Raw genomic sequence first — 18,903 nt, forward strand, 5'->3', positions numbered from 1 at the left:
GCCATGGTTTCGGTGCTCACCGGCATCCCGGTGCGCGCGGATGTGGCGATGACCGGCGAAATCACCCTGCGCGGCGAAGTGCTCGCCATCGGCGGCCTGAAGGAAAAGCTGCTCGCGGCGCACCGCGGCGGGATCAAGACCGTGATGATCCCCGAGGAGAACGTGAAAGACCTGGTCGAGAACCCCGACAACGTGAAGAACCGGCTGGAAATCATCCCGGTGAAATGGATCGACAAGGTGCTCGAGATCGCGCTGGAGCGCAGGCCGGTCCCGCTGGCGGACGCTGCACCGGTGGCCGCGGCGCTGCCGGCGCCGGCCGAGGAAAAGCCGGGAACGCCTGCCGCCGTCAAGCATTGAAGCCGCAGCCAGGGGAGGCGTGGTGAACAAGGCGGACATGATCGAGCAGATCGCCCAGGCGGCCGAGGTGTCGAAATCGGCCGCCGAACGCGCGGTGGACGCCCTGGTCGGCGCAATCAAGTCGAGCCTGCGCAAGGGCGAAATGGTGACGCTGGTCGGTTTCGGCACCTTCTACGTCAGCCACCGCAAGGCCCGTTCCGGGCGCAATCCGCACACCGGCGAAGCGCTGACCATCGCGGCCGCAAAGGCCCCGAAATTCCGTGCTGGCAAGGCCCTGAAGGACGCGATAAACTAGCGCCCCTTTTTAAGGGGTGCTTAGCTCAGCTGGTAGAGCGTCGCTCTTACACGGCGAATGTCGGCGGTTCGATCCCGTCAGCACCCACCAGCATCAAGAAGGAGCGGTAGTTCAGTTGGTTAGAATACCGGCCTGTCACGCCGGGGGTCGCGGGTTCGAGTCCCGTCCGCTCCGCCAGCAAGTAAAACGAGTTAGGTTAATTCCTAACTCGTTTTTTTTTGTTTATATTCCAAATTTTGGAATATGATTTATTTAACCGGCGTTGCTTTCTTAATTTGTCGGCGGTCATAAAGCTGCCCGATCATGCGATCAGTTGTGTGGCCGGTTGCACTTTGTACATCGGTATGGCCACGGTCCAGTTTGTCGCTTACGCCTTTTGGTCTGCAATCTTGCAGGCTGAACGGTTTAAACTCGATAGAGAGCTTTTCAGCTTCCGTTACGCAGTCCTGCATCAAATCATCTAAGATCGACTTCCAGCCGCCCTTTGTGTACCGCTGGCCGCGCATATTACCGAATATATACATACTCCCAGCCACATGATTGCGTTTAATGTTGATTGCTTGTTGGATGGTGTCGCGCAATTCAGGGGTCCACTCAATTAAAACGGGCGGCTTCTCCTTTCCTATCTTGACCTTGCCAGCTTTCCACATGATTCCTGCGTCTGTAATGGCATCACGTGTAATAGCGCGTACCTCAACTGATCTGCGCACACACAGCCAGGCAGTGCGCAATGCCAAAGCGACAATTAACCGTGAACCGCCTTTTTCTTTGCCTACCTGATATGCAATCTCGATTTCTTCATCTGTCACATAACGTTGCAGGCTGACAGTTTTGTTTTTCCGGATCCCGCGTAACGGGTTGGTATCGATCACACCCTTGCGAACAGCAAATTCAAGTATCACTTGAAACAATGCGATTTCCTTATTGCCCTTTGCTGCACGATTATTTGATACACAGGCATCCAGGTATTCATAACCTAGCACCATGGTGATTTGGTGTGGCTCAAGATGGCCGAATGACTTCTTCAGGTTTTCAGCCTCGCGCTTGTTTTCCTTCAATGTGCTATCGGCTCGCTTGTTAAGGTCTGAAACTGGCAATTTCTCTTGCCACTCGACCCACCCATCAATTAAACCAATTACACCGCCCTGACCGCCATTAAAGGCAAGCTGTGCTGCTTGTTGGATAGCCTCTCGCTTGAGTTTGGCTATTTCAGCCTGGTTGTGTACCGGACATTGCAATCTAAACGCCCATTTGCCACTCTCCAGCTTATATCCAATGCTGTATTTATTGACGCCAAAGCGCTCATAAAGGCGATAGGGCAGACCATCAGGCACATCACGACGTTTGATCATGCGGTTTTCTTCATCCAGGCAAGGTTGGCAGCAGGGGTTTGAGATTTGCCATTGTTATACTGACCATTGCAAACTGCAAGATAGTGGGCACGTTCGAGCACAATACGACCGTCCCTGGCGCGGTGTGAGCGAATGAAGCCATTTTGTCGCAAAGCTTCCAGCTGCTTGCATGGCTGAGTGAAGCCAGTGATTTCTTCAATTTCATCAGGCGATAATGTTAGGTCGCTCATAAATTAACTTTCAAACGAATCTGGAAAGCAAACTGGACAAAGCATGTATTCACCGGCACCATCACAAATATCGCATTCGTTTGTAAAGGAGTCTGGATCTAAACAACAACAGGTATCATCACCACAATCATGGAAGCCGCCTGCTCCTGCACAATGCCAACAATGAGCAGGCTGTTTTTGATTGCTGCATTTTTCGCAATTATCTGCACTCATAGCCTAGATTCTCCTGAATATTTAACACCTGATTGCGCTACGCGCCTATCGTTTCTGGCGAGGGCAGATTGTTGCTTGTATTGAACGATAGAGTGCCCTTGAAAATGGCGTGCATGGCTGGTGTCAGTGTGAATGACAGGGGTGATTGCTCTTAGGAAGCTGGGTAATTTATTGAAGGCTTCAACCGATTGTGGCGGGGTAGCAAGTTGAAAATCACTTGATTGAATGGATCCATAATTTGGCTGCACCCGCTCCGGCATAGGTTTACCGGTGACGGAATAATAATATGTCTTGCCGCCGCGAGTGTTACGTGTTGAAACGTTTACCACTCCATGTCTGAATAGCTTCGTGGCTATCAATTGTGCGCATTCCTTTGTATAACCCAGCGTGTTGGCTATCTCTGTGATAGGTTTATCTGGGTTTTCACCGATGTATTCAAGAATGCACATGGCTCGGCTGTAGGCTAGTTTGCTGAGTTCCATTATTTGGCCTCACCAACTGGATTAATAACTTTATATTCCACCACCCATACCCACGGGTTGGCATCCCAGCTACCGTCGCCGTTGATTGAATCCCATAGCGTCTGGTAACTTTCTTTTGGTGTATAAGCTTCAGGGCCATCCTCACCCGATTGATAATTAATCCACCCGCAATCTGGTACCCATCCTGTACCGCCAAATCCATTTGGGCCTGTTGATAGATCTCCGCACCAGTTTTTGAGAACGCCTTCAGCTTCAGCGTCGGCCTCACTGATATCTTGCAAGCGTTCAACACGTATGCCTGTGATCTCCAGCGTGATGCGGCTTGCTTTACGTGGCATGAATATAGACGGGCGCTTGTACCACCCTAATTTGTCGGTCTGAACATCCTCAGGAGTCATTTGTAATGGCTCAGCTGCGTATTGGTAAAGCCTGTCCATGTCCATTGTCATGTCGACAAAGTAGGTTTCTTTTCGCTGCTTCTTATCGTTGTGTCGCCATTCCCATTTGCCATACGCATAGAAAGTTTCTTTTACCCAGAGCTGATCACCAACTTTCCCATACGGACATAAGTGATCAATTGATTCTCTCGGGTTGGCTAAATCATTACCGTATGATTCATCTAGTTCAAAACACTGTGTTTTATCAAACAGTGGAAATTTAACTGCTCGTCGAGTCTGTGTTTTCAGTCCGGCCAGATTTGCTATCACCATAGGTGTGCTGAATAGAATAGGGCGCTCTTTCATGCGGATGCCTTTACAAATAATGCTTTGGTAGGATTTATGAACGTGCCAATCTTGCGCGGTTCTGAAAGGTTTAAAACCCAGTGATTGGCGTCATACGGCTGCGGCCATATTTTCTTGGTCTCGGTGAAGATGCCACGCGCGCAGGCAACTACCTGGTAGATGCGGCGACCATTTTGTTGGCGTCGACATATTGGTTTGAATGTGACGCGGTAACCAGCGCCCATGTATGGATGGCCGTACATGGTTAGGAATGCTCCAATGCACCCACAATGCAATATGCGATGACAATCAAACCCAGCACCAGCCACCCTTTGGCGTTGTGTTTGTTGATTTGAAAGGCGGCTTGCCTGAATTCGTGACGTTGCATGCCAATCACCACGCGTAGCCAATTAAGGCAATGCCGGATTGGATGATCTGGCAATCGTTTGTGTGCGTTTCGATGCCTTTGTATATGACGCACTTGCCCTGGCTCTTGGTGGTAATAGAGAGTGTCTGCGGCTCTTTTGATAGCACTAGCGCTGCGCCAACACATAGGCCTGCTGCGAATAACACGCATGATTTAGCGAGCTTTCGTAACATGACTAGCCCCTTGAGGTGAGGTGAGGGCGTTGCCTTTGGCGATAAAGTTACCGAGCAGGACCAGGCCCAAGATGAAACCTGCAATCAGCAGATAACTGACTAGGTTGCCGAGCATATCTTCAGTGTGGATTTCATCAGCTTCGCTGAATGGCACGTATGAATCGGATAAATCAATGTCATTGAGGGCCGGGGTGAATAACCAGGTACTGGATGTGTCTGGACCGGCCCCTAAGTCAATGCCGATAAAATCAGCCTCACGACCAAGATCGACACCAACTAGCGCGTTGGCGATGTTTGCTTGCTGCCTTGCCGCCCGCGCTGGGTTGGTGATCAGAATGCTATCAATACCGCTATCTCCGCACATGCTCGCTCCTAGTCTTTAACCGCGCCACGCAGGTGGCTTGGTTTGTTGTCAGGTTTTGCCAAATTTTCGGCAACACGACGGAGGGCGGTGCAAATAGCAGGTGATTTCAGCGCAGCATCAAGATCAGGGAATTGCTTACGCAAACAGCAGCGATTAAACGCCAGCTGCAAATAACCCTTATCTGTTTGTTTGCTTGCCATGCATCACACTCCGGTTTCGTTGTGTGATGAAATATAACTATTGGTTATTGATATGTCAATAACCAATAGTTATTAAATAGATAATAATTTCACAGCATGTATGTTTTAAGTTGAAATTGGGGAGGATTACAAAAAATGTAATAGGCAATAAAAAACCCGCTAATGCAGGTTTTGTATTCTATAAATTATTGAGTAGCCACTGTGAGTCTTCTGTGGGTAGGTTAACCCATGCAGCAATACTGCCTTTAGGTAGTTGAACAATAAATAATTTATCGTCCGAATCCATATAACTTGATAAGTGATCACGTAAAGTGACGATATCAAGGTCGGAGAGGATGATCCATTGTGATAGCAAAATTTTCATCCATGGGAAGGATGTGATTGCTGCTTGCAGTCTTGTGTAGTCTTTATTTTTTATTAAATCATAACTAACTAAATAACAAGTCATATCACACCCCCATGGCGTAATTATAGGATTTGCGGATTTTCCAATTGAATATTAATTGGCACTTCGTATTGATTTTCATCAATGCGAAGCTTGATTGTATAAATGCCAGCAATGGGAACAGGGAAACCGGACAGATTCATAATTACATTAAAACTGCGGTTTTTAACTGCTTTCGTTGTTCCTAGTGGCTGTGTTACGCCGTGAATTGTGCCATCTGGTTTTAATATCTCAGCAAACACTTCGGTATCTTTGTCTAATTCACTGATATTCACTAACAGCATCAATCTTTCAATGGCAGTTATTTCTTTTGCATTTTCATCCTGATTTAATATCTCAGGCATTAGTAAGCAATCGTCAGGGTAAACGCCGGTTAAAGTAACTTTTCCATTTAATTCCTGGCGGATATCTTCACAAATAAAGTGTCTAAATTTCATTGCATTAATGCCGGTTCGTTAGCGATAAAGGTAATTCTTTGAGCCTCAGCTATAACATCAATTTTATTGACTGGGTTCGTTGGTTTTAGCTGTGCATGTATTTCTTCTTTAAGCCGCTCTATCGGCTCAAACATTTTTATGCGTAGAGTTTCATAATCAAAATTAGCTTTAGAAGGTTTGTTTTCTACAAAATTTTCAACTGCATTGTTCACTAAATCATTTAGGGATGTGCCTAATTGAGAAGCTTTCATTGCAGCTTTTTGATGCAACTCTGGCTTCATCCGAACATTAAAAACACCTTTGTAGGGTTTCTTTGGCTCAATGCCAAACTCTTTACAAGTAGCGAGATAATCATCTACTGACTCTTCAAATGCTTTGCGCAATGCAGGCATCGTGTCTGCTTCATATGTGATTAAATCAGTAATATGCAATAAGTTACCATGGAGGCAATCTGACCGAGTATCAAACTCGATTGAGCCTAGATATCCGTTATATTCAAATGTCTGCATCGATAATTCCTACCGTCGTTAAATGAGCTTTTATTTTTTCAACCAAATATTGCTTGCACACTGGTTGAGGGTGAGGTTCGTGACAATCAACAATATGTTTTTTATCCACATTGATAAACTTGCGTTTTGAGCCTTTTCCATTCTGAGTTATGTAGCCAAAAGAGTGCATCAGGGTTTCAATCTCACTCCATCTAATATCAGACGGGACTGGAACTCTGCATAACCTTTCTAATATCTTGTCTGCTTTTGACATTTCAAGCCCTGTATGACATTGTAACTGAAATTTAGTTACACAAATAGTTGGTCTAGACCGGTAATCTCTTTTTGTTCACAAAATTAGCTATTTATAACTCTTAATGCGTAGCTCGAAATTAATGCATGCAAAATCAATATAAATTTTGCATTCATTGTGCAGTTTCCTGAATTTCTTCAACAGTCCATTTACCCGATACATTTCTTACAAAACATGCGTAATGTGTTGGGACTATCGCATTAAATGAATTTGTTGCATGCACTGTGAGGAATACTGTTTTAAAGTCAGGTTTTGGCTCTAAAACTTTAGCGTTCGCAGTATCGAAGTCTGCTGATGATGGATTTTTCAATCTTGGTTTAATGTAATTTTCGCATGCATCAAGACTTGCATTTTGATCGTAATACTGACTATCACCAGGCGATCTGGTTACCCAGATACCTACAAACAATAATACAAAACAAAAAACAACGGCCTGTGTTTTTGATATCTGAGGTTTTAATTCCAGTTTACAGAACGGACATTCATCTGCATTCTTGCTGACACCGTTATCGCAACGAGGGCAATTTATTACTTTGCTCTTTAACTTAGGAGCAGTTCCAAGCTCAGCAGTGGTATATAAATTTTCATCTGGAATAAGGTTATTCCGCTGTTTGAAAATGATGAAAAAGACAACTATTATAAATACAGCAAGTAGAAGCAAGCCCATCATCCAGCCCCTTATTTATTATTTGATGCTGTTATCGTCCAAGTAGGTCAGTATTCTGGCGATAACCAATTCTTTTTGTTTTGGTAAAAGAGAGTTGTATTCATCTGGTGTTATTTTTTCACCAAATGGCCAGCTACTGTAAGTAACCGGTGACTGATTTACTTGATCAAAATTTTTAGATTTTGTTGTTTTTTTAGTTCCAGAAAGTAGGTCATTGACGTTGTAGTCAAATGCTTTAGCAAGAACCAAAGCTTTATCCATATCTGGTAAAGCTTCACCATCAAAATACTTTTTTACTGCGGGTTGGCTAATCACAATTCCGTGATGTTTAAATAGGCGAACGATATCCGCTTGCCTGCCTCTTTCCTTAAGGCCAGCATCTTCACAAAGCTGTTTCAATAGCGCGGCAAACGCCATTTTTGTGTCCATAACCATGAGTTATATTTTACCTTTTCAAATCATTACTATGGGTTATTGATTTATTGATAACTATTGGTTATTATTCGGCACATGAATAATTTCCAACGCATCCGGTTAATGCTTCAGCTTAGTCAGCAAGAAATTGCGGACAAGTTAGGTATCTCTCAACCAAACGTTTCCAAAATTGAAAGTGGGCAAGAGGTTTCGCCAGATATAGCGCGGAATTTAATTGCTATTGCAAAAGAGAAGGGCGTGACCCTGACTTTTGATGATGTGTATGCGCCAATCGAATCTTTAAACGATAAGGCTGCGTAAGTGTATTCACCGTTAATCTTCCTTCCTCAAACCCGCCCAGGCATTGCGCTTGGGCGGGTATTTTTTTGATGGGTTGATTATGAGTGTGCTTTTAAATTTTTAGAACATGTGATTTTTGGGAGATACATGTGGAACTGACTGCCTTACTGCAAATGCTTGTGGCTAATACGCCTCATGGCTTGGATATCGCGCTTGCTGAGATCAATAAAAACCGCGTCACCAAGATGAGTGCGCAGGTGCTTAACAACAAGCTCAACCCTTATTTTGATAATGATCACCTGAATGCGCCACAGATTGACGCGATTATCCGGGCACTGAATCTGGACTTGCCACTGGCGCAACATTCCGCCGAAAAAGCCAATGCCGTGGTAATGAGTTTGCCATCTGTACCCGAGGGTGATATCGAGATATCGAACGCTTTTATGGATATGACCCGCGAGCTGGGTGAGACCTGCGCGAAGTTTCAAAAGTATTACTCAGACAAGCATATAACTCGCAATGAATTCAAGGATATATCGTCGGAATTTAATGAACTACTTGAAACGGTTGTTAAGGCGAAATCTATCGTGAAGGCGATTGTGCGATGAACCATACCCAGCTCACAGAATTGGCGGTGAAATGGCTTAAAAGGCCTAACTCACAAAATGGACATGGTTGCCTTATCTCAGCAAGTGAATTGCGTAGTGGCTGGGATGGGGAAATCCCTGACGCGATTGGCTTTAGGCTTGATGGAAATATAGTCACAAGTATTGTTGTTGAGGCCAAAGCAACACGTTCCGACTTTTTATGTGATAAGAAAAAAGAGCATAGACAGTCAGGTATGGGTGATTACCGATATTACATTTGCCCTGAAGGGCTGATTAAACCTGAAGAATTACCTGAAAAATGGGGTTTGTTGTGGGTCAATGCTCGCGGACACATCAAGGTAATTTCAGGGGCTGCCAATACATTTGGTGGTCACTGGCAATTAAAAAATGAAGCTTTAATCTCATTGAGATTTGCAGGAGACAAGCAGCGTGAACAGTGGCTGCTGGTGAAGATTCTTTCACGCGTAGGTGATGTTGAGCAAATGAATAGATGGATAAAAGAATCCAAGCTAATTGCGAATCGTGTGATCAAAGAGCGGGATAAGTTGCAGGTAGAACTTAAGACGCTGCGATTGCAAATATGGAATTCAACACATCGGGTGGTTGCATGATGAAAATGCGTAAATGGTTGATTTCACAATCCGCAAAGCGCGCGCCTGATGTGGTGATTGGTGGGCATGAAAACCCTTATTTAATGCGTTGGTGGTTGATTCCGCGTAACCCGTTTTTCAATATCTACCTGCATTGGTTTTTGCGTAGTGATGACGACAGGGCGCACCATGACCACCCTTGGTTGAATGCCAGTTGGTTGCTTGAAAATGAATATCTGGAACACCGAATTTTGGCGGGCGGAATCCACCAGAAAATTCTGCGCAAGGCTGGTGATTTTGCTTTTCGGTTATCTGGCAAGATTGCACACCGGATTGAATTGCAAAATGGGCCATGCTGGACATTGTTTATCACTGGTCCGCGGTATCGCCGCTGGGGTTTCCATTGCGAAAACAATGGTTGGGTACATTGGAAAGACTTTACCGCTAGTGATGACCCTGGCGCTATTGGCAAGGGTTGTGACCAATGAGGGATCAGGAAGAATTCGAAGGGCAGACGCCCCCTTACCATTTTGAGAGTGAGCAAGCTGTTCTTGGTGCTTTGCTGCTGAATAACGAAGCGTTTTACCAGGTGGCAGACAAGTTAAGCGAGGGGGATTTTTTCACCCGCGACCACCGGATGATTTATGCCGGCATAGTATTTATTAATGCGCGCAACCAGCCGGTGGATATTGTTTCTCTGGCTGATTACCTTGATTCGCGCCAGCAGCTCGCTGATTGCGGCGGGGTGGCTTACCTTGGCAGCCTGGTGCATAACACGCCGAGTGCGGCAAATATTGGGCATTACGCTTCGGTAGTGGTGGACAGGTCTATATTACGCAAACTGGCGCAAGAATCCGATGAAATACGCGCCCGTGCATTTAAGACGAATGGCACCAGCGGTAAAGAATTGCTTGATATTGCCCAAAGCAAGTTTATGGCGATTAGCCAGCGGGTGGAGAAGGGTGCATCCAGCATGCAGAGCATGCAGCAGATTCTGCCTGAGTTGGCTGACCACATTGACGCCCATTTTATGCGGCGTGAAGCGGGTGACAGTAACCCTGTGATTGGCCTTGAAACCAGCTTGCGTGACCTGGATGAATTGACCACCGGCCTGCAAGGTGGTGATTTGATCATCATCGCCGGCCGCCCGAGCATGGGTAAAACCGCTTTGGCAATCAACATTGCTGAGCATGCCGCGGTTAACCTGAGCAAAGCGGTGCATATTTTTACCTTTGAGATGAGTAGCAAGCAGCTCACAAACCGCATGCTGGCAAGCTTGAGTGGCATTAACAGCCAGCGCCAATGGACAGGCAGGCTGTATGACGGTGAATGGGATGGTTTGACCACCGGCATCGGAAAGCTGAACGAGGCGCCCATTTACATGGATGAAGATAGCACGCTAACGGTGAATGATATTAAGGCGCGCGCCCGCCGTTTACACCGTGAAATTGGTGGTTTAAGCCTGATTGTTGTGGATTACCTGCAGCTGATTGCCACCCGTGGATCAGGTAACCGTGCGGAGGATTTGAGCGAGATATCCCGCGAGTTAAAACGCCTTGCCAAAGAACTGGATGTGCCGGTGATTGCCATTAGCCAGCTTAGCCGCAGCGTAGAAAGCCGCCCGAATAAACGCCCGATTATGAGTGACATTCGCGAGAGCGGCGCCATTGAGCAAGACGCTGACCTGATCATGTTTGTGTACCGCGATGAGTATTACAACAAAGACAGTGCCGAGAAGGGTATGGCTGAAATCATTGTAGCTAAGCAGAGAAACGGCCCTGTGAGAACGGTGCGAGCCACGTTTGACGCCAACCTGACCAAGTTTAAGGATTATGAGGGCGGGTATCAGGGGGATGATCATGAGTGATTTAACCCGCCCGCTGGTCAGGTATCACGGTGGTAAGTGGAAGCTTGCGCCATGGATTCTGTCATTCTTTCCCCAGCACCGAGTGTATGTCGAACCGTATGGTGGTGGCGGCTCTGTGCTGCTGCGTAAAGAGCGCAGTTATGCCGAGATATACAACGACCTGGATGGTGAGATTGTTAATCTTTTTCGCGTTGCGCGTGACCATGGTGATGAGCTTGACCGGTTGCTACGGTTAACTCCCTTTGCCCGCGCTGAATTCGATTTGAGTTATGAGGTTTCCGAAAGCCCTGTAGAACAAGCCAGGCGCACCCTTGTGCGTAGTTTTATGGGTTTTGGTAGCGCTTCAGTCAGCATGCAAAAGTCTGGTTTCAGGGCTAACAGTAACAAAAGCGGCACCACGCCGGCGCATGATTGGGCAAATTACCCCGATGCTTTCAAGCATGTTATCGAACGCTTGAGTGGTGTGGTGGTTGAGAACCGAAAAGCGATTGACTGCATGATGCATCACGATACAGTCCAGACCCTTCACTACGTTGACCCGCCCTATGTAAAAAGCACTCGTTACATGAATAACAAAACCCATTGTTACCGTCATGAAATGGATGATGTCGACCACGCTGCACTTGCAGCAGCTCTAAAGCAGCTAATGGGTTGCGTTGTGCTTTCAGGTTACGCCTGCGATCTTTACGACAAAGAATTATTTTCTGACTGGACCCGCTTTGAACGGCCAGCCTTTGCCGATGGTGCAAAAGAGCGCACTGAGGTGATATGGATTAACGATGCATGCAAGCATGCCCTGGAAGAAAGAAATTACCAGGAGGCTTTGTTTGCATGAGTTGGCTCTTTTCGCAGGCGCTGGTGGCGGAATACTCGGCGGGAAGTTGCTCGGATGGCGAACCATTTGCGCAGTTGAACGTGATGCCTACGCCGCACAAGTTTTGGCGCAACGACAAAACGATGGAATTCTCGAAGCTTTCCCAATTTGGTCTGACGTTACAACTTTTGACGGTAGACCATGGCGAGGCCTTGTTGATGTCATATCTGGCGGCTTTCCATGCCAGGACATCAGCGCAGCCGGAAAAGGTGCAGGCATTACCGGTGCCAGATCAGGCATGTGGAAAGAAATGGCCCGCATTGTTAGCGAAGTACAACCCAGATTCGTCTTTGTGGAAAACAGCCCAATGCTCACTATTCGGGGACTTGGAGTTGTGCTTGGAGACTTGGCCGCGATGGGGTTCGATGCGGAATGGGGCGTGCTTTCTGCAGCCGATGTTGGCGCCAACCACAAGCGCGAAAGAATCTGGATTTTGGGCCACTCCCGCTGCGTCGGATGGATCAAGGGGCGGCACGTTAACAGAGAATATGACAGGGCAATCGTTGGCACAGATGGTCAATACGCCCACGCGCTGGCCAACACCACGCGCTCAAGAAACAGGAAATTATCAGAATGTGAACAGGGATGTAAACGGTGTGAGCAGGGGCATTGCCCTAACGCTGACAGGTGCGGTGAAAAAGTACCCAACACCAACCGCCAGCGCCAGCGCCAGCAAGGGATCATCTCCTGCAAGTCTGGTTCGGAAGAATGGGAAAAGCAGGGTGAAAGACCGCTTGGACCATACGGTGATGGCCTCAAATGGTGGTCAATTGAACCCGACGTGGGTCGAGTGGCTGATGGGGTGGCCTTTAGGGTGGACAGACTTAAAGGGATTGGCAACGGACAGGTGCCTCTCTGTGCCGCAACAGCTTTCCAGCTGCTGAAAGCCAGGCTGGTTTCGTGACGGCGCATGATTATCGTTATGACCATGACTGTAAATGCAATATCTGCGCAAGGTGTGGTGCAACTAATTGGAAGGGTAAGTATTGGTTTGCGGGCAATTGGTCAGAGGTTGAGCCTCCATGCGCTTTGGGTGGTGATGATTTAAATATTTGGATGAAACAATCCAATCACAATGACGCGGAAATTCCGCGCGATTTTTAGGGTGTCTATGAGTACGTTTTATACATGGCGGCAGGCTGTTATTAAGTCGCAGCTTGCATCTACCACGCGTCACGTGCTGCTGACGCTGGGTTGCCACATGAATGATATGGGGGAGAGTTGCTACCCGAGCATTGAGACTTTATGCGACGAAACCGGCTTGAGTAACAGGGCGGTGATCACCCATTTGAAGTTGGCAGTTGATGCTGGTTTTATTCAATGCGATCGCCATGGTTTCAGTGGGCAGAAGTGGGCAAGAAATGAATATAAGGCGACTTTTCCACCTATTAAGGCAGTGAACGTGGTTCACGACCTTGAGGAAAAGGCAGTGAACGTCGTTCCAGAAGGCAGTGAACGTAGCGACGTAAAGGCAGTGAACGACGTTCACACTAGTAGTTCAATTAACTATTCAATAAACAATTCAAATCCGCGCGAGAGTGTTTCTCCTGAGGTTACCAACAAGCCGATGCGACCCGAGGGTGTGTTGGCGTGTCGATTATTAAAATTAAACATTGCAGTGACCAGCATGCACCCGACGCTGTTGAGGTGGGTTGAGGAAAATATTGCCGATGATTTGATTGATGAGTGCATTGGGCTGGCTCGAATGCAGAAGCCTTGGCCTGAAACGATTGCGCCGGGGTATCTCGATAAGATTATCCGCAACCAGTTGCAGCCGAAGTCTGATAACAGCTGGTTGATGAGTGATGAGGGTGTGTTGGCAAAGGGTGTTGAGGTTGGTTGCTTGCCGAAGGTTGGCGAGAGTATGCAGGATTATCGAACGCGGCTGAAGGCGGTTGTGGTTGGTGGTGGTAAGCGAGCTGCTTGATTGTGTTGTTATGGGTGAAGGGGTGAATGATGAGTGATAGTTTTATAACCGTGATGATGTGTGCCTGGGTGAAGTACAAGCTGGCTGGTGTGAGTGGTAAGCTGGGTTACAAGAAACGTGCATCGTTTGTCCATGATGAGCCGCATGGTACCGAGATTGATTATGTGCCTGACATTGACGAAGAGAGTATGCGTGTTGATGCTTGCGTTGAGGCGTTGAAGGCAACGAGGCCAGACTTGTATGAGTTTATAAATCTGCATTACTTCTACCGGGGAAGTGTTGACGACAAGGCCGATCGTTTAGGATGTAAACGCAGATTATTTTATATGAAGGTTTCAGAGGCACATAACTTAATACTAGGCTGGCTCAATGACCTGTCTTGCAAGATTGAGATTCCAAAATTGGATGAATACTTTAAAAAAAGTGCTTGACCTGCATTGCACACATTTGATATAAATTCACCAAAGTCGCAGTTAGTGTCTCTAAAGCCCACATCTTAACCGGTGTGGGCTTCGTCGTTTATGGCTACCGATAATCGAAAATCATCAGCTCAGCGTGGTTATGGTTCACGGTGGCAAAGGTATCGTGAGCGATATTTGATTGCGAACCCATTATGCATAATGCATGAGAAGCGGGGCATTCTAGAGCCGGCAACAGTTGTTGACCACATTGAGCCACACAAGGGTGACCATAAATTATTTTGGAATCCAAAGAATCACCAGGGATTGTGCAAGCATTGCCATGACTCACATAAGAAGCGTCTTGAAATGTCTGGCCGCGAAGTTGGTTGTGATGTAAGTGGTATACCGATTGATGCCAATCACCATTGGAATGTGTGACCAGGGGGTGGTCGAAAGTCTACAGCTTTTGGCCTCTAGACCGTCTGCTTACATTTCTGTGCACAACCGCATAATCCATAGGGGGGGTATAAACAGAGTTATATCACCCGGTAGTTGAATTGAGGCCGATATGGCGAGACCAAGTAAACCAACCCAGCTGAAAGTGATTGAAGGCAACAAGGGTAAGCGCGCAAGCAATGCAAACGAAATTGAACCGGCTTTCCTGAATGATCTGGATGCGCCAGATTGGCTGCCTGCAACTGCGAAAGCAGTTTGGAATGAGCTGGCACCTGAGTTGCGGAAAAATCGGGTGCTTACCGTGATGGATGTGCATGCACTTGAGCAGGGATGTGTGGCGATTGCTAACTGGCGCGAAATAACTTTGAAGTTGAATGGCGATTACACAGTGAATAGCGGTAAAAGTCTTAACCAGCTGCTGATCGCTCAATCAATGATGTTTAAGCAGGCTCAATCAGTCATGCAACAGTTTGGTATGACACCAGTTGCACGCAGCAAAGTGATGATTGACCCGCAAGGTGACCTTTTCGGCAATGACAAAAAAACAGCAGGTCAAACCTACCTCACGTGATCCGGTAACGGCTTACGCAAAAGGGGTACTTTCCGGCAAGATCATCGCCGGTCAGAAGATAAAAGATGTCTGTCAGCGACACCTGAACGATTTAGAAAAAGCCCCAGCCCGGGGCTTTTTTTTCGACCTGGAAAAAGTAAACCGTGCGATCGGGTTTTTCCGGGATGTACTCTGCCTGAATGGTGGCCAGTTCGAAGGTCAGCCGTTCGTGTTAGCCGATTGGCAGGCATTCATTATTGGCTCACTGTTTGGTTGGGTTGATGCAGAAGGCTTGCGACGTTTCCGTATTGCTTACATTGAAACGGCCAAGGGTTCTGGCAAAAGCCCGTTGGCTGCTGGCATTGGTCTGTATGGATTAGTGGCTGACAACGAACCGCGCGCGGAAATTTACGCAGCGGCTACCAAAAAAGACCAGGCAATGATCTTGTTTCGGGATGCGGTTGCAATGGTTGACCAGTCGCCAACGTTGCGTCCGGTCGTAAGCAAATCAGGTGTTGGCGAAAAGGTCTGGAACCTGGCGTATATAAAAGGCGGCTCATTCTTCCGCCCGATATCAGCCGACGACGGCGCTTCTGGACCGCGCCCGCATATTGCCTTGCTGGATGAAATCCACGAACACAAAGACAACCGCGTGGTGGAAATGTTGCGCGCTGGTACCAAGAGCCGCAGGCAAGCCATGATCGTGATGATCACCAACAGTGGCAGTGATAAACAGTCCGTCTGCTGGGGGTACCACGATTACAGCACTAAAATAAACAATGGCGCGCTGGAAGATGATAGCCACTTCGCATTTATAAGCGCACTGGATGAAGGCGACGATCCGCTCCGTGACGAAAAATGCTGGCTTAAAGCTAACCCCAGCCTTTCGGTTGGGTTGCCAGGCATTAAATACCTGCGTGAACAAGTCACTCAGGCGCGCGGCATGCCCAGCAAAGAGTCGATTGTCCGTCGCTTGAATTTCTGCCAATGGACCGATGCAGAAAATCCATGGATATCCGGCCAAGTCTGGATGGGCAACCATGAAAACTTTACACCGGAAAGCCTGGTCGGGCGTCGTTGTTTTGCCGGACTGGATTTATCCAGCACGCAAGACTTAACTGCTGCAGTACTGGTATTCCCGCCTGAAGGTACTGATCCGCATTGGCGCATGCTCAGTTACTTCTGGTTGCCTGGCGATACACTGCGTGAGAAAGAGGAAAAAGACCGGGTGCCATACACCGTTTGGCGCACTGCTGGATATTTGGAAACTTTCCCAGGCAAAGCCATCAATAAACTGGCGATCGTCAAACGCTTCACCCAGATTGCCGATATGTATGACCTGCAAGGTGTCGGCTATGACCGATGGTTGATTGAGGAATTTAAGTCCCGCTTAGATGAAGAGGGTGTAACTCTGCCAATGATGCCATTCGGTCAGGGTTACAAAGACATGGCTCCTGCAGTAAACGAGTTTGAAACGTTGTTACTTGAATCGCAAATCAAGCATAACGGTAACCCGGTAATGACCTGGTGTGCGGCTAATGCAGTTACAACTACAGATCCAGCTGGCAATCGCAAGATTACAAAAGAAAAAGCGACAGGACGTGTGGATGGCATTGTGGCTGCGCTAATGGCAATAGGTATATCTAAAACATTTGAACCGGAAACCAAAGTAATCAAACAAGGATTCGTCGCACTATGACTTTTTACAATGAGCAAATGGTTGCGCAAAAGCATAGTGTTGTTTTAGCCAGATGGAATGCTGAGCGCCAGGCATCACGCAAAGAATTAGTAATTTCCAATGCTACTGATAGCATTTCAGTTAAATCTAGCAATACTGCTGAAGTACTTAGCTTGTTCGATATAGAAACTGACGGCGTATCAGTAACGCCAGATTCCTCAAAGCGCTTGTCAGCTGTCACTGCGTGCGTTGGTTTACTGGGTGACGCTATGTCTACCTTGCCATTGCATCATTATCGGCGTGGTAAAGATGGGATGCGTGAGCGCATTGTAGGTAGCCCAATTGAACGTTTGTTCAACAGCAGCCCGATAGAAAACTTTACCAGTGCCGCAATGGTAAAGTTTTGGGAGGCCTGCATTTCTTATCGTGGTGATGCAATTAGTTTTATTGTGCGTGACCGCCTTGGTTACCCAATAGCAATAGTGCCTTTTCATAACAGGGATGTAGCGTGGGAGCGTATCGGCTCTCGCTTGATTTATCGATTTTACCCTGGCAATGGTCTCAAGCCTTTTAATGCCAGCGCTGACGATGTGCTGCACCTTACTGGTGAAGGTTTTGACGGTACACGCAGTCGCAGCATAATCAGCAATGATGCTTACCATGGCATTGGCCTGGGTTTGGCAATTAGCCGTTATGGTAAAAAGTTTTTCGAGAAAGGGGCTAGCCCAAAACACGTATTTGAGACTGATAAAGAAATGAATCAGACTCAGATTGATGATTTCAGGGATGTATACGATTCACGCTACTCGGGCCCGGCAAACACTGGCCGACCTATGGTGCTAACAGAAGGCCTGAAAATGCGTGAAATGAATATGAAAGCGGTCGATGCGCAATTGCTCGAAACGCTTAAATATTCTGTGATTGATATTGCACGTGCCTTTCGTATTCCGCCAATCCTCATTGGCGCGCAAGAAACCACTACCAGCTGGGGGAGTGGTGTTATTGAGATCAAACAAGGTTTTGTCACCTTCCGCCTTGAGCCAAAAGCAACACAATATGAGCAGGAATTTAATCGTAAGTTGATATATGCCGGCGATGAATTCCTGGAGTATCAATTTGCAGGTTTCCTGCGTGGAAATACCAAAGAAGAAAACGAAGCGCTTCGTCAAGCAATTGGTGGATCCAACGGCCCAGGCTGGATGACCATTAACGAAGTTCGCAAGACCAAAAACTTGGCGCCAATAGAAGGCGGCGACGTTCTCTACATTCCAAAAGGGAAAACCGATGAACAAAAAACTAATGCAGTTGATTAAAGACAACTTAAACAAAGTGGAAGGTAAGCTGATAATCGTCAATGCAGACGATTCTTCCGAGGCTACCATCTACCTATACGACATCATTGATGATTATTGGGGCATCAGTGCGCAAGATTTCTGCAAAGAACTCTTGGCCCTGCGTGGTAAAACCGTCCATTTACGCATAAATTCACCTGGTGGTGACGTATTTGCTGCTGAAGCCATGGCAACCGCTATTCGTGAACATGGCGATGTTCATGGTCACATTGATGGATATGCTGCCAGCGCTGCAACAAGGGTTGCAAGTGCCTGCAAAGATGTCGAAATTGCGCCTAGTGGTTTTTACATGATCCACAATGCCTGGACGTTTGCATATGGCAACAAAGAAGAATTGAGGCAGACAGCTGAACTGCTGCAAAAGGTTGATGAATCCATCATTGCAGACTATGCACGCAAAACCGGCAACGATACGACCCAAATTGTCGATTGGATGAATGCCGAAACCTGGTTTAGTGCGCAGGAAGCCCTGGATAATGGCTTTGTAAATGCTATAGCCAAGACTGAGGCTGATAATACGGCCGCACAAGCCAAAAATTGGAACCTGGCAGCATTCAATAATGCGCCGAAACCAGCTGAACCACACCCTGAAAATATGGAAAAACTATTGCAGCAATCCAATGCGCAGCGGCAATTCAATGCAAATCGGTTGCGCATGTTCGAACTCACTTAAACGCTCCTGCGTTTTGTGACCAAACCCGCCAGATGGCGGGTTTTTTTA

At 47.1% G+C, this 18,903-nt stretch carries 28 protein-coding genes and 2 tRNA genes; 17 read left to right on the top strand and 13 right to left on the bottom strand.

From position 1 onward, the window contains the following. The 4 genes from VK958_RS06340 to VK958_RS06355 form a co-directional block, all read left to right on the top strand. The coding region (locus VK958_RS06340; protein WP_325239917.1) for a S16 family serine protease at window positions 1-357 on the top strand (357 nt) is incomplete at its 5' end. Continuing rightward, window positions 353-652, top strand: a complete 300-nt coding sequence (locus VK958_RS06345; protein WP_325240016.1) for an HU family DNA-binding protein — start codon at window positions 353-355, stop codon at window positions 650-652. The genes VK958_RS06340 and VK958_RS06345, both read left to right, overlap by 5 nt. Window positions 653-666: 14 nt before the next feature. Further along, window positions 667-742: transfer RNA gene (locus tag VK958_RS06350), tRNA-Val, on the top strand. A 10-nt stretch (window positions 743-752) separates the two neighbouring features. Further along, window positions 753-829: transfer RNA gene (locus VK958_RS06355), tRNA-Asp, on the top strand. Window positions 830-900: 71 nt separating this feature from the next. Here VK958_RS06355 and VK958_RS06360 read toward each other — a convergent pair. The 13 genes from VK958_RS06360 to VK958_RS06420 all read right to left on the bottom strand — a co-directional run bounded on the left by VK958_RS06360 (window position 901) and on the right by VK958_RS06420 (window position 7,582). Further along, complete coding sequence (locus tag VK958_RS06360; RefSeq protein ID WP_325239919.1) at window positions 901-2,004, bottom strand: hypothetical protein; 1,104 nt, start codon at window positions 2,002-2,004, stop codon at window positions 901-903. Beyond that, complete coding sequence (locus tag VK958_RS06365) at window positions 2,001-2,234, bottom strand: DUF4224 domain-containing protein (protein WP_325239921.1); 234 nt, start codon at window positions 2,232-2,234, stop codon at window positions 2,001-2,003. Before VK958_RS06365 ends, VK958_RS06360 begins: the two co-directional genes overlap by 4 nt. Before the next feature lie 209 nt (window positions 2,235-2,443). Next, window positions 2,444-2,929, bottom strand: a complete 486-nt coding sequence (locus VK958_RS06370) for a hypothetical protein (protein ID WP_325239923.1) — start codon at window positions 2,927-2,929, stop codon at window positions 2,444-2,446. Continuing rightward, window positions 2,929-3,672, bottom strand: a complete 744-nt coding sequence (locus VK958_RS06375; protein WP_325239924.1) for a hypothetical protein — start codon at window positions 3,670-3,672, stop codon at window positions 2,929-2,931. Before VK958_RS06375 ends, VK958_RS06370 begins: the two co-directional genes overlap by 1 nt. 244 nt (window positions 3,673-3,916) lie before the next feature. Further along, the gene (locus VK958_RS06380) at window positions 3,917-4,039 is read right to left on the bottom strand and encodes a hypothetical protein (protein WP_325239925.1); all 123 of its coding nucleotides are present in this window, start codon (window positions 4,037-4,039) and stop codon (window positions 3,917-3,919) included. 192 nt (window positions 4,040-4,231) lie between these two features. After that, window positions 4,232-4,615 carry a hypothetical protein gene (locus VK958_RS06385; protein ID WP_325239926.1) on the bottom strand — a complete coding sequence of 128 codons (384 nt, stop codon included), beginning with the start codon at window positions 4,613-4,615 and terminating at the stop codon, window positions 4,232-4,234. 8 nt (window positions 4,616-4,623) lie between these two features. Beyond that, window positions 4,624-4,815: a hypothetical protein gene (locus VK958_RS06390; protein WP_325239928.1), complete on the bottom strand. Its 192-nt coding sequence runs from the start codon at window positions 4,813-4,815 to the stop codon at window positions 4,624-4,626. Between the two features lie 178 nt (window positions 4,816-4,993). Beyond that, window positions 4,994-5,263, bottom strand: a complete 270-nt coding sequence (locus VK958_RS06395; RefSeq protein WP_325239929.1) for a hypothetical protein — start codon at window positions 5,261-5,263, stop codon at window positions 4,994-4,996. Window positions 5,264-5,283: 20 nt separating this feature from the next. Then, window positions 5,284-5,697: a hypothetical protein gene (locus tag VK958_RS06400; RefSeq protein ID WP_325239930.1), complete on the bottom strand. Its 414-nt coding sequence runs from the start codon at window positions 5,695-5,697 to the stop codon at window positions 5,284-5,286. Next, complete coding sequence (locus VK958_RS06405) at window positions 5,694-6,206, bottom strand: type II toxin-antitoxin system HicB family antitoxin (RefSeq protein WP_325239932.1); 513 nt, start codon at window positions 6,204-6,206, stop codon at window positions 5,694-5,696. Before VK958_RS06405 ends, VK958_RS06400 begins: the two co-directional genes overlap by 4 nt. Next, window positions 6,193-6,459 (bottom strand): type II toxin-antitoxin system HicA family toxin, encoded by a 267-nt coding sequence (locus tag VK958_RS06410; protein ID WP_325239934.1) that lies wholly within the window; start codon window positions 6,457-6,459, stop codon window positions 6,193-6,195. The genes VK958_RS06405 and VK958_RS06410 overlap by 14 nt, the downstream gene beginning before the upstream one ends. A gap of 151 nt (window positions 6,460-6,610) precedes the next feature. Continuing rightward, window positions 6,611-7,168, bottom strand: coding sequence for a hypothetical protein (locus VK958_RS06415; protein ID WP_325239936.1), 558 nt, complete (start codon window positions 7,166-7,168; stop codon window positions 6,611-6,613). Between the two features lie 15 nt (window positions 7,169-7,183). Next, window positions 7,184-7,582, bottom strand: a complete 399-nt coding sequence (locus VK958_RS06420; protein WP_325239938.1) for a hypothetical protein — start codon at window positions 7,580-7,582, stop codon at window positions 7,184-7,186. A gap of 93 nt (window positions 7,583-7,675) precedes the next feature. Between VK958_RS06420 and VK958_RS06425 the strand changes: the two genes are divergently transcribed. The 13 genes from VK958_RS06425 to VK958_RS06485 all read left to right on the top strand — a co-directional run bounded on the left by VK958_RS06425 (window position 7,676) and on the right by VK958_RS06485 (window position 18,855). After that, a complete protein-coding gene (locus tag VK958_RS06425) occupies window positions 7,676-7,900 on the top strand; it encodes a helix-turn-helix domain-containing protein (RefSeq protein ID WP_325239940.1) in 225 nt (74 codons plus the stop codon). Between the two features lie 128 nt (window positions 7,901-8,028). Continuing rightward, the gene (locus tag VK958_RS06430) at window positions 8,029-8,487 is read left to right on the top strand and encodes a phage regulatory CII family protein (RefSeq protein ID WP_325239942.1); all 459 of its coding nucleotides are present in this window, start codon (window positions 8,029-8,031) and stop codon (window positions 8,485-8,487) included. Next, window positions 8,484-9,098 (top strand): hypothetical protein, encoded by a 615-nt coding sequence (locus tag VK958_RS06435; RefSeq protein ID WP_325239944.1) that lies wholly within the window; start codon window positions 8,484-8,486, stop codon window positions 9,096-9,098. The genes VK958_RS06430 and VK958_RS06435 overlap by 4 nt, the downstream gene beginning before the upstream one ends. After that, the gene (locus VK958_RS06440) at window positions 9,095-9,565 is read left to right on the top strand and encodes a hypothetical protein (RefSeq protein WP_325239946.1); all 471 of its coding nucleotides are present in this window, start codon (window positions 9,095-9,097) and stop codon (window positions 9,563-9,565) included. The genes VK958_RS06435 and VK958_RS06440 overlap by 4 nt, the downstream gene beginning before the upstream one ends. Further along, window positions 9,562-10,944: a replicative DNA helicase gene (dnaB, locus tag VK958_RS06445; protein ID WP_325239948.1), complete on the top strand. Its 1,383-nt coding sequence runs from the start codon at window positions 9,562-9,564 to the stop codon at window positions 10,942-10,944. Before VK958_RS06440 ends, dnaB begins: the two co-directional genes overlap by 4 nt. After that, the gene (locus tag VK958_RS06450) at window positions 10,937-11,779 is read left to right on the top strand and encodes a DNA adenine methylase (RefSeq protein ID WP_325239950.1); all 843 of its coding nucleotides are present in this window, start codon (window positions 10,937-10,939) and stop codon (window positions 11,777-11,779) included. The genes dnaB and VK958_RS06450 overlap by 8 nt, the downstream gene beginning before the upstream one ends. Next, a complete protein-coding gene (locus VK958_RS06455; RefSeq protein ID WP_325239952.1) occupies window positions 11,736-12,722 on the top strand; it encodes a DNA cytosine methyltransferase in 987 nt (328 codons plus the stop codon). The genes VK958_RS06450 and VK958_RS06455 overlap by 44 nt, the downstream gene beginning before the upstream one ends. 207 nt (window positions 12,723-12,929) lie before the next feature. Continuing rightward, window positions 12,930-13,745, top strand: a complete 816-nt coding sequence (locus tag VK958_RS06460; RefSeq protein ID WP_325239954.1) for a helix-turn-helix domain-containing protein — start codon at window positions 12,930-12,932, stop codon at window positions 13,743-13,745. 29 nt (window positions 13,746-13,774) lie between these two features. After that, window positions 13,775-14,176 carry an antiterminator Q family protein gene (locus VK958_RS06465; protein WP_325239956.1) on the top strand — a complete coding sequence of 134 codons (402 nt, stop codon included), beginning with the start codon at window positions 13,775-13,777 and terminating at the stop codon, window positions 14,174-14,176. Between the two features lie 538 nt (window positions 14,177-14,714). Then, entirely contained in the window at window positions 14,715-15,173 is a 459-nt protein-coding gene (locus VK958_RS06470; protein ID WP_325239958.1) for a phage terminase small subunit P27 family, read from the top strand. Continuing rightward, a complete protein-coding gene (locus tag VK958_RS06475) occupies window positions 15,136-16,851 on the top strand; it encodes a terminase large subunit (RefSeq protein ID WP_325239960.1) in 1,716 nt (571 codons plus the stop codon). Before VK958_RS06470 ends, VK958_RS06475 begins: the two co-directional genes overlap by 38 nt. Further along, complete coding sequence (locus VK958_RS06480) at window positions 16,848-18,143, top strand: phage portal protein (RefSeq protein WP_325239962.1); 1,296 nt, start codon at window positions 16,848-16,850, stop codon at window positions 18,141-18,143. Before VK958_RS06475 ends, VK958_RS06480 begins: the two co-directional genes overlap by 4 nt. Next, window positions 18,115-18,855, top strand: a complete 741-nt coding sequence (locus tag VK958_RS06485; protein WP_325239964.1) for a head maturation protease, ClpP-related — start codon at window positions 18,115-18,117, stop codon at window positions 18,853-18,855. Before VK958_RS06480 ends, VK958_RS06485 begins: the two co-directional genes overlap by 29 nt. Window positions 18,856-18,903: the final 48 nt, after the last annotated feature.

This window comes from Methylophilus sp., assembly GCF_035460085.1.
GTDB lineage: Bacteria > Pseudomonadota > Gammaproteobacteria > Burkholderiales > Methylophilaceae > Methylophilus.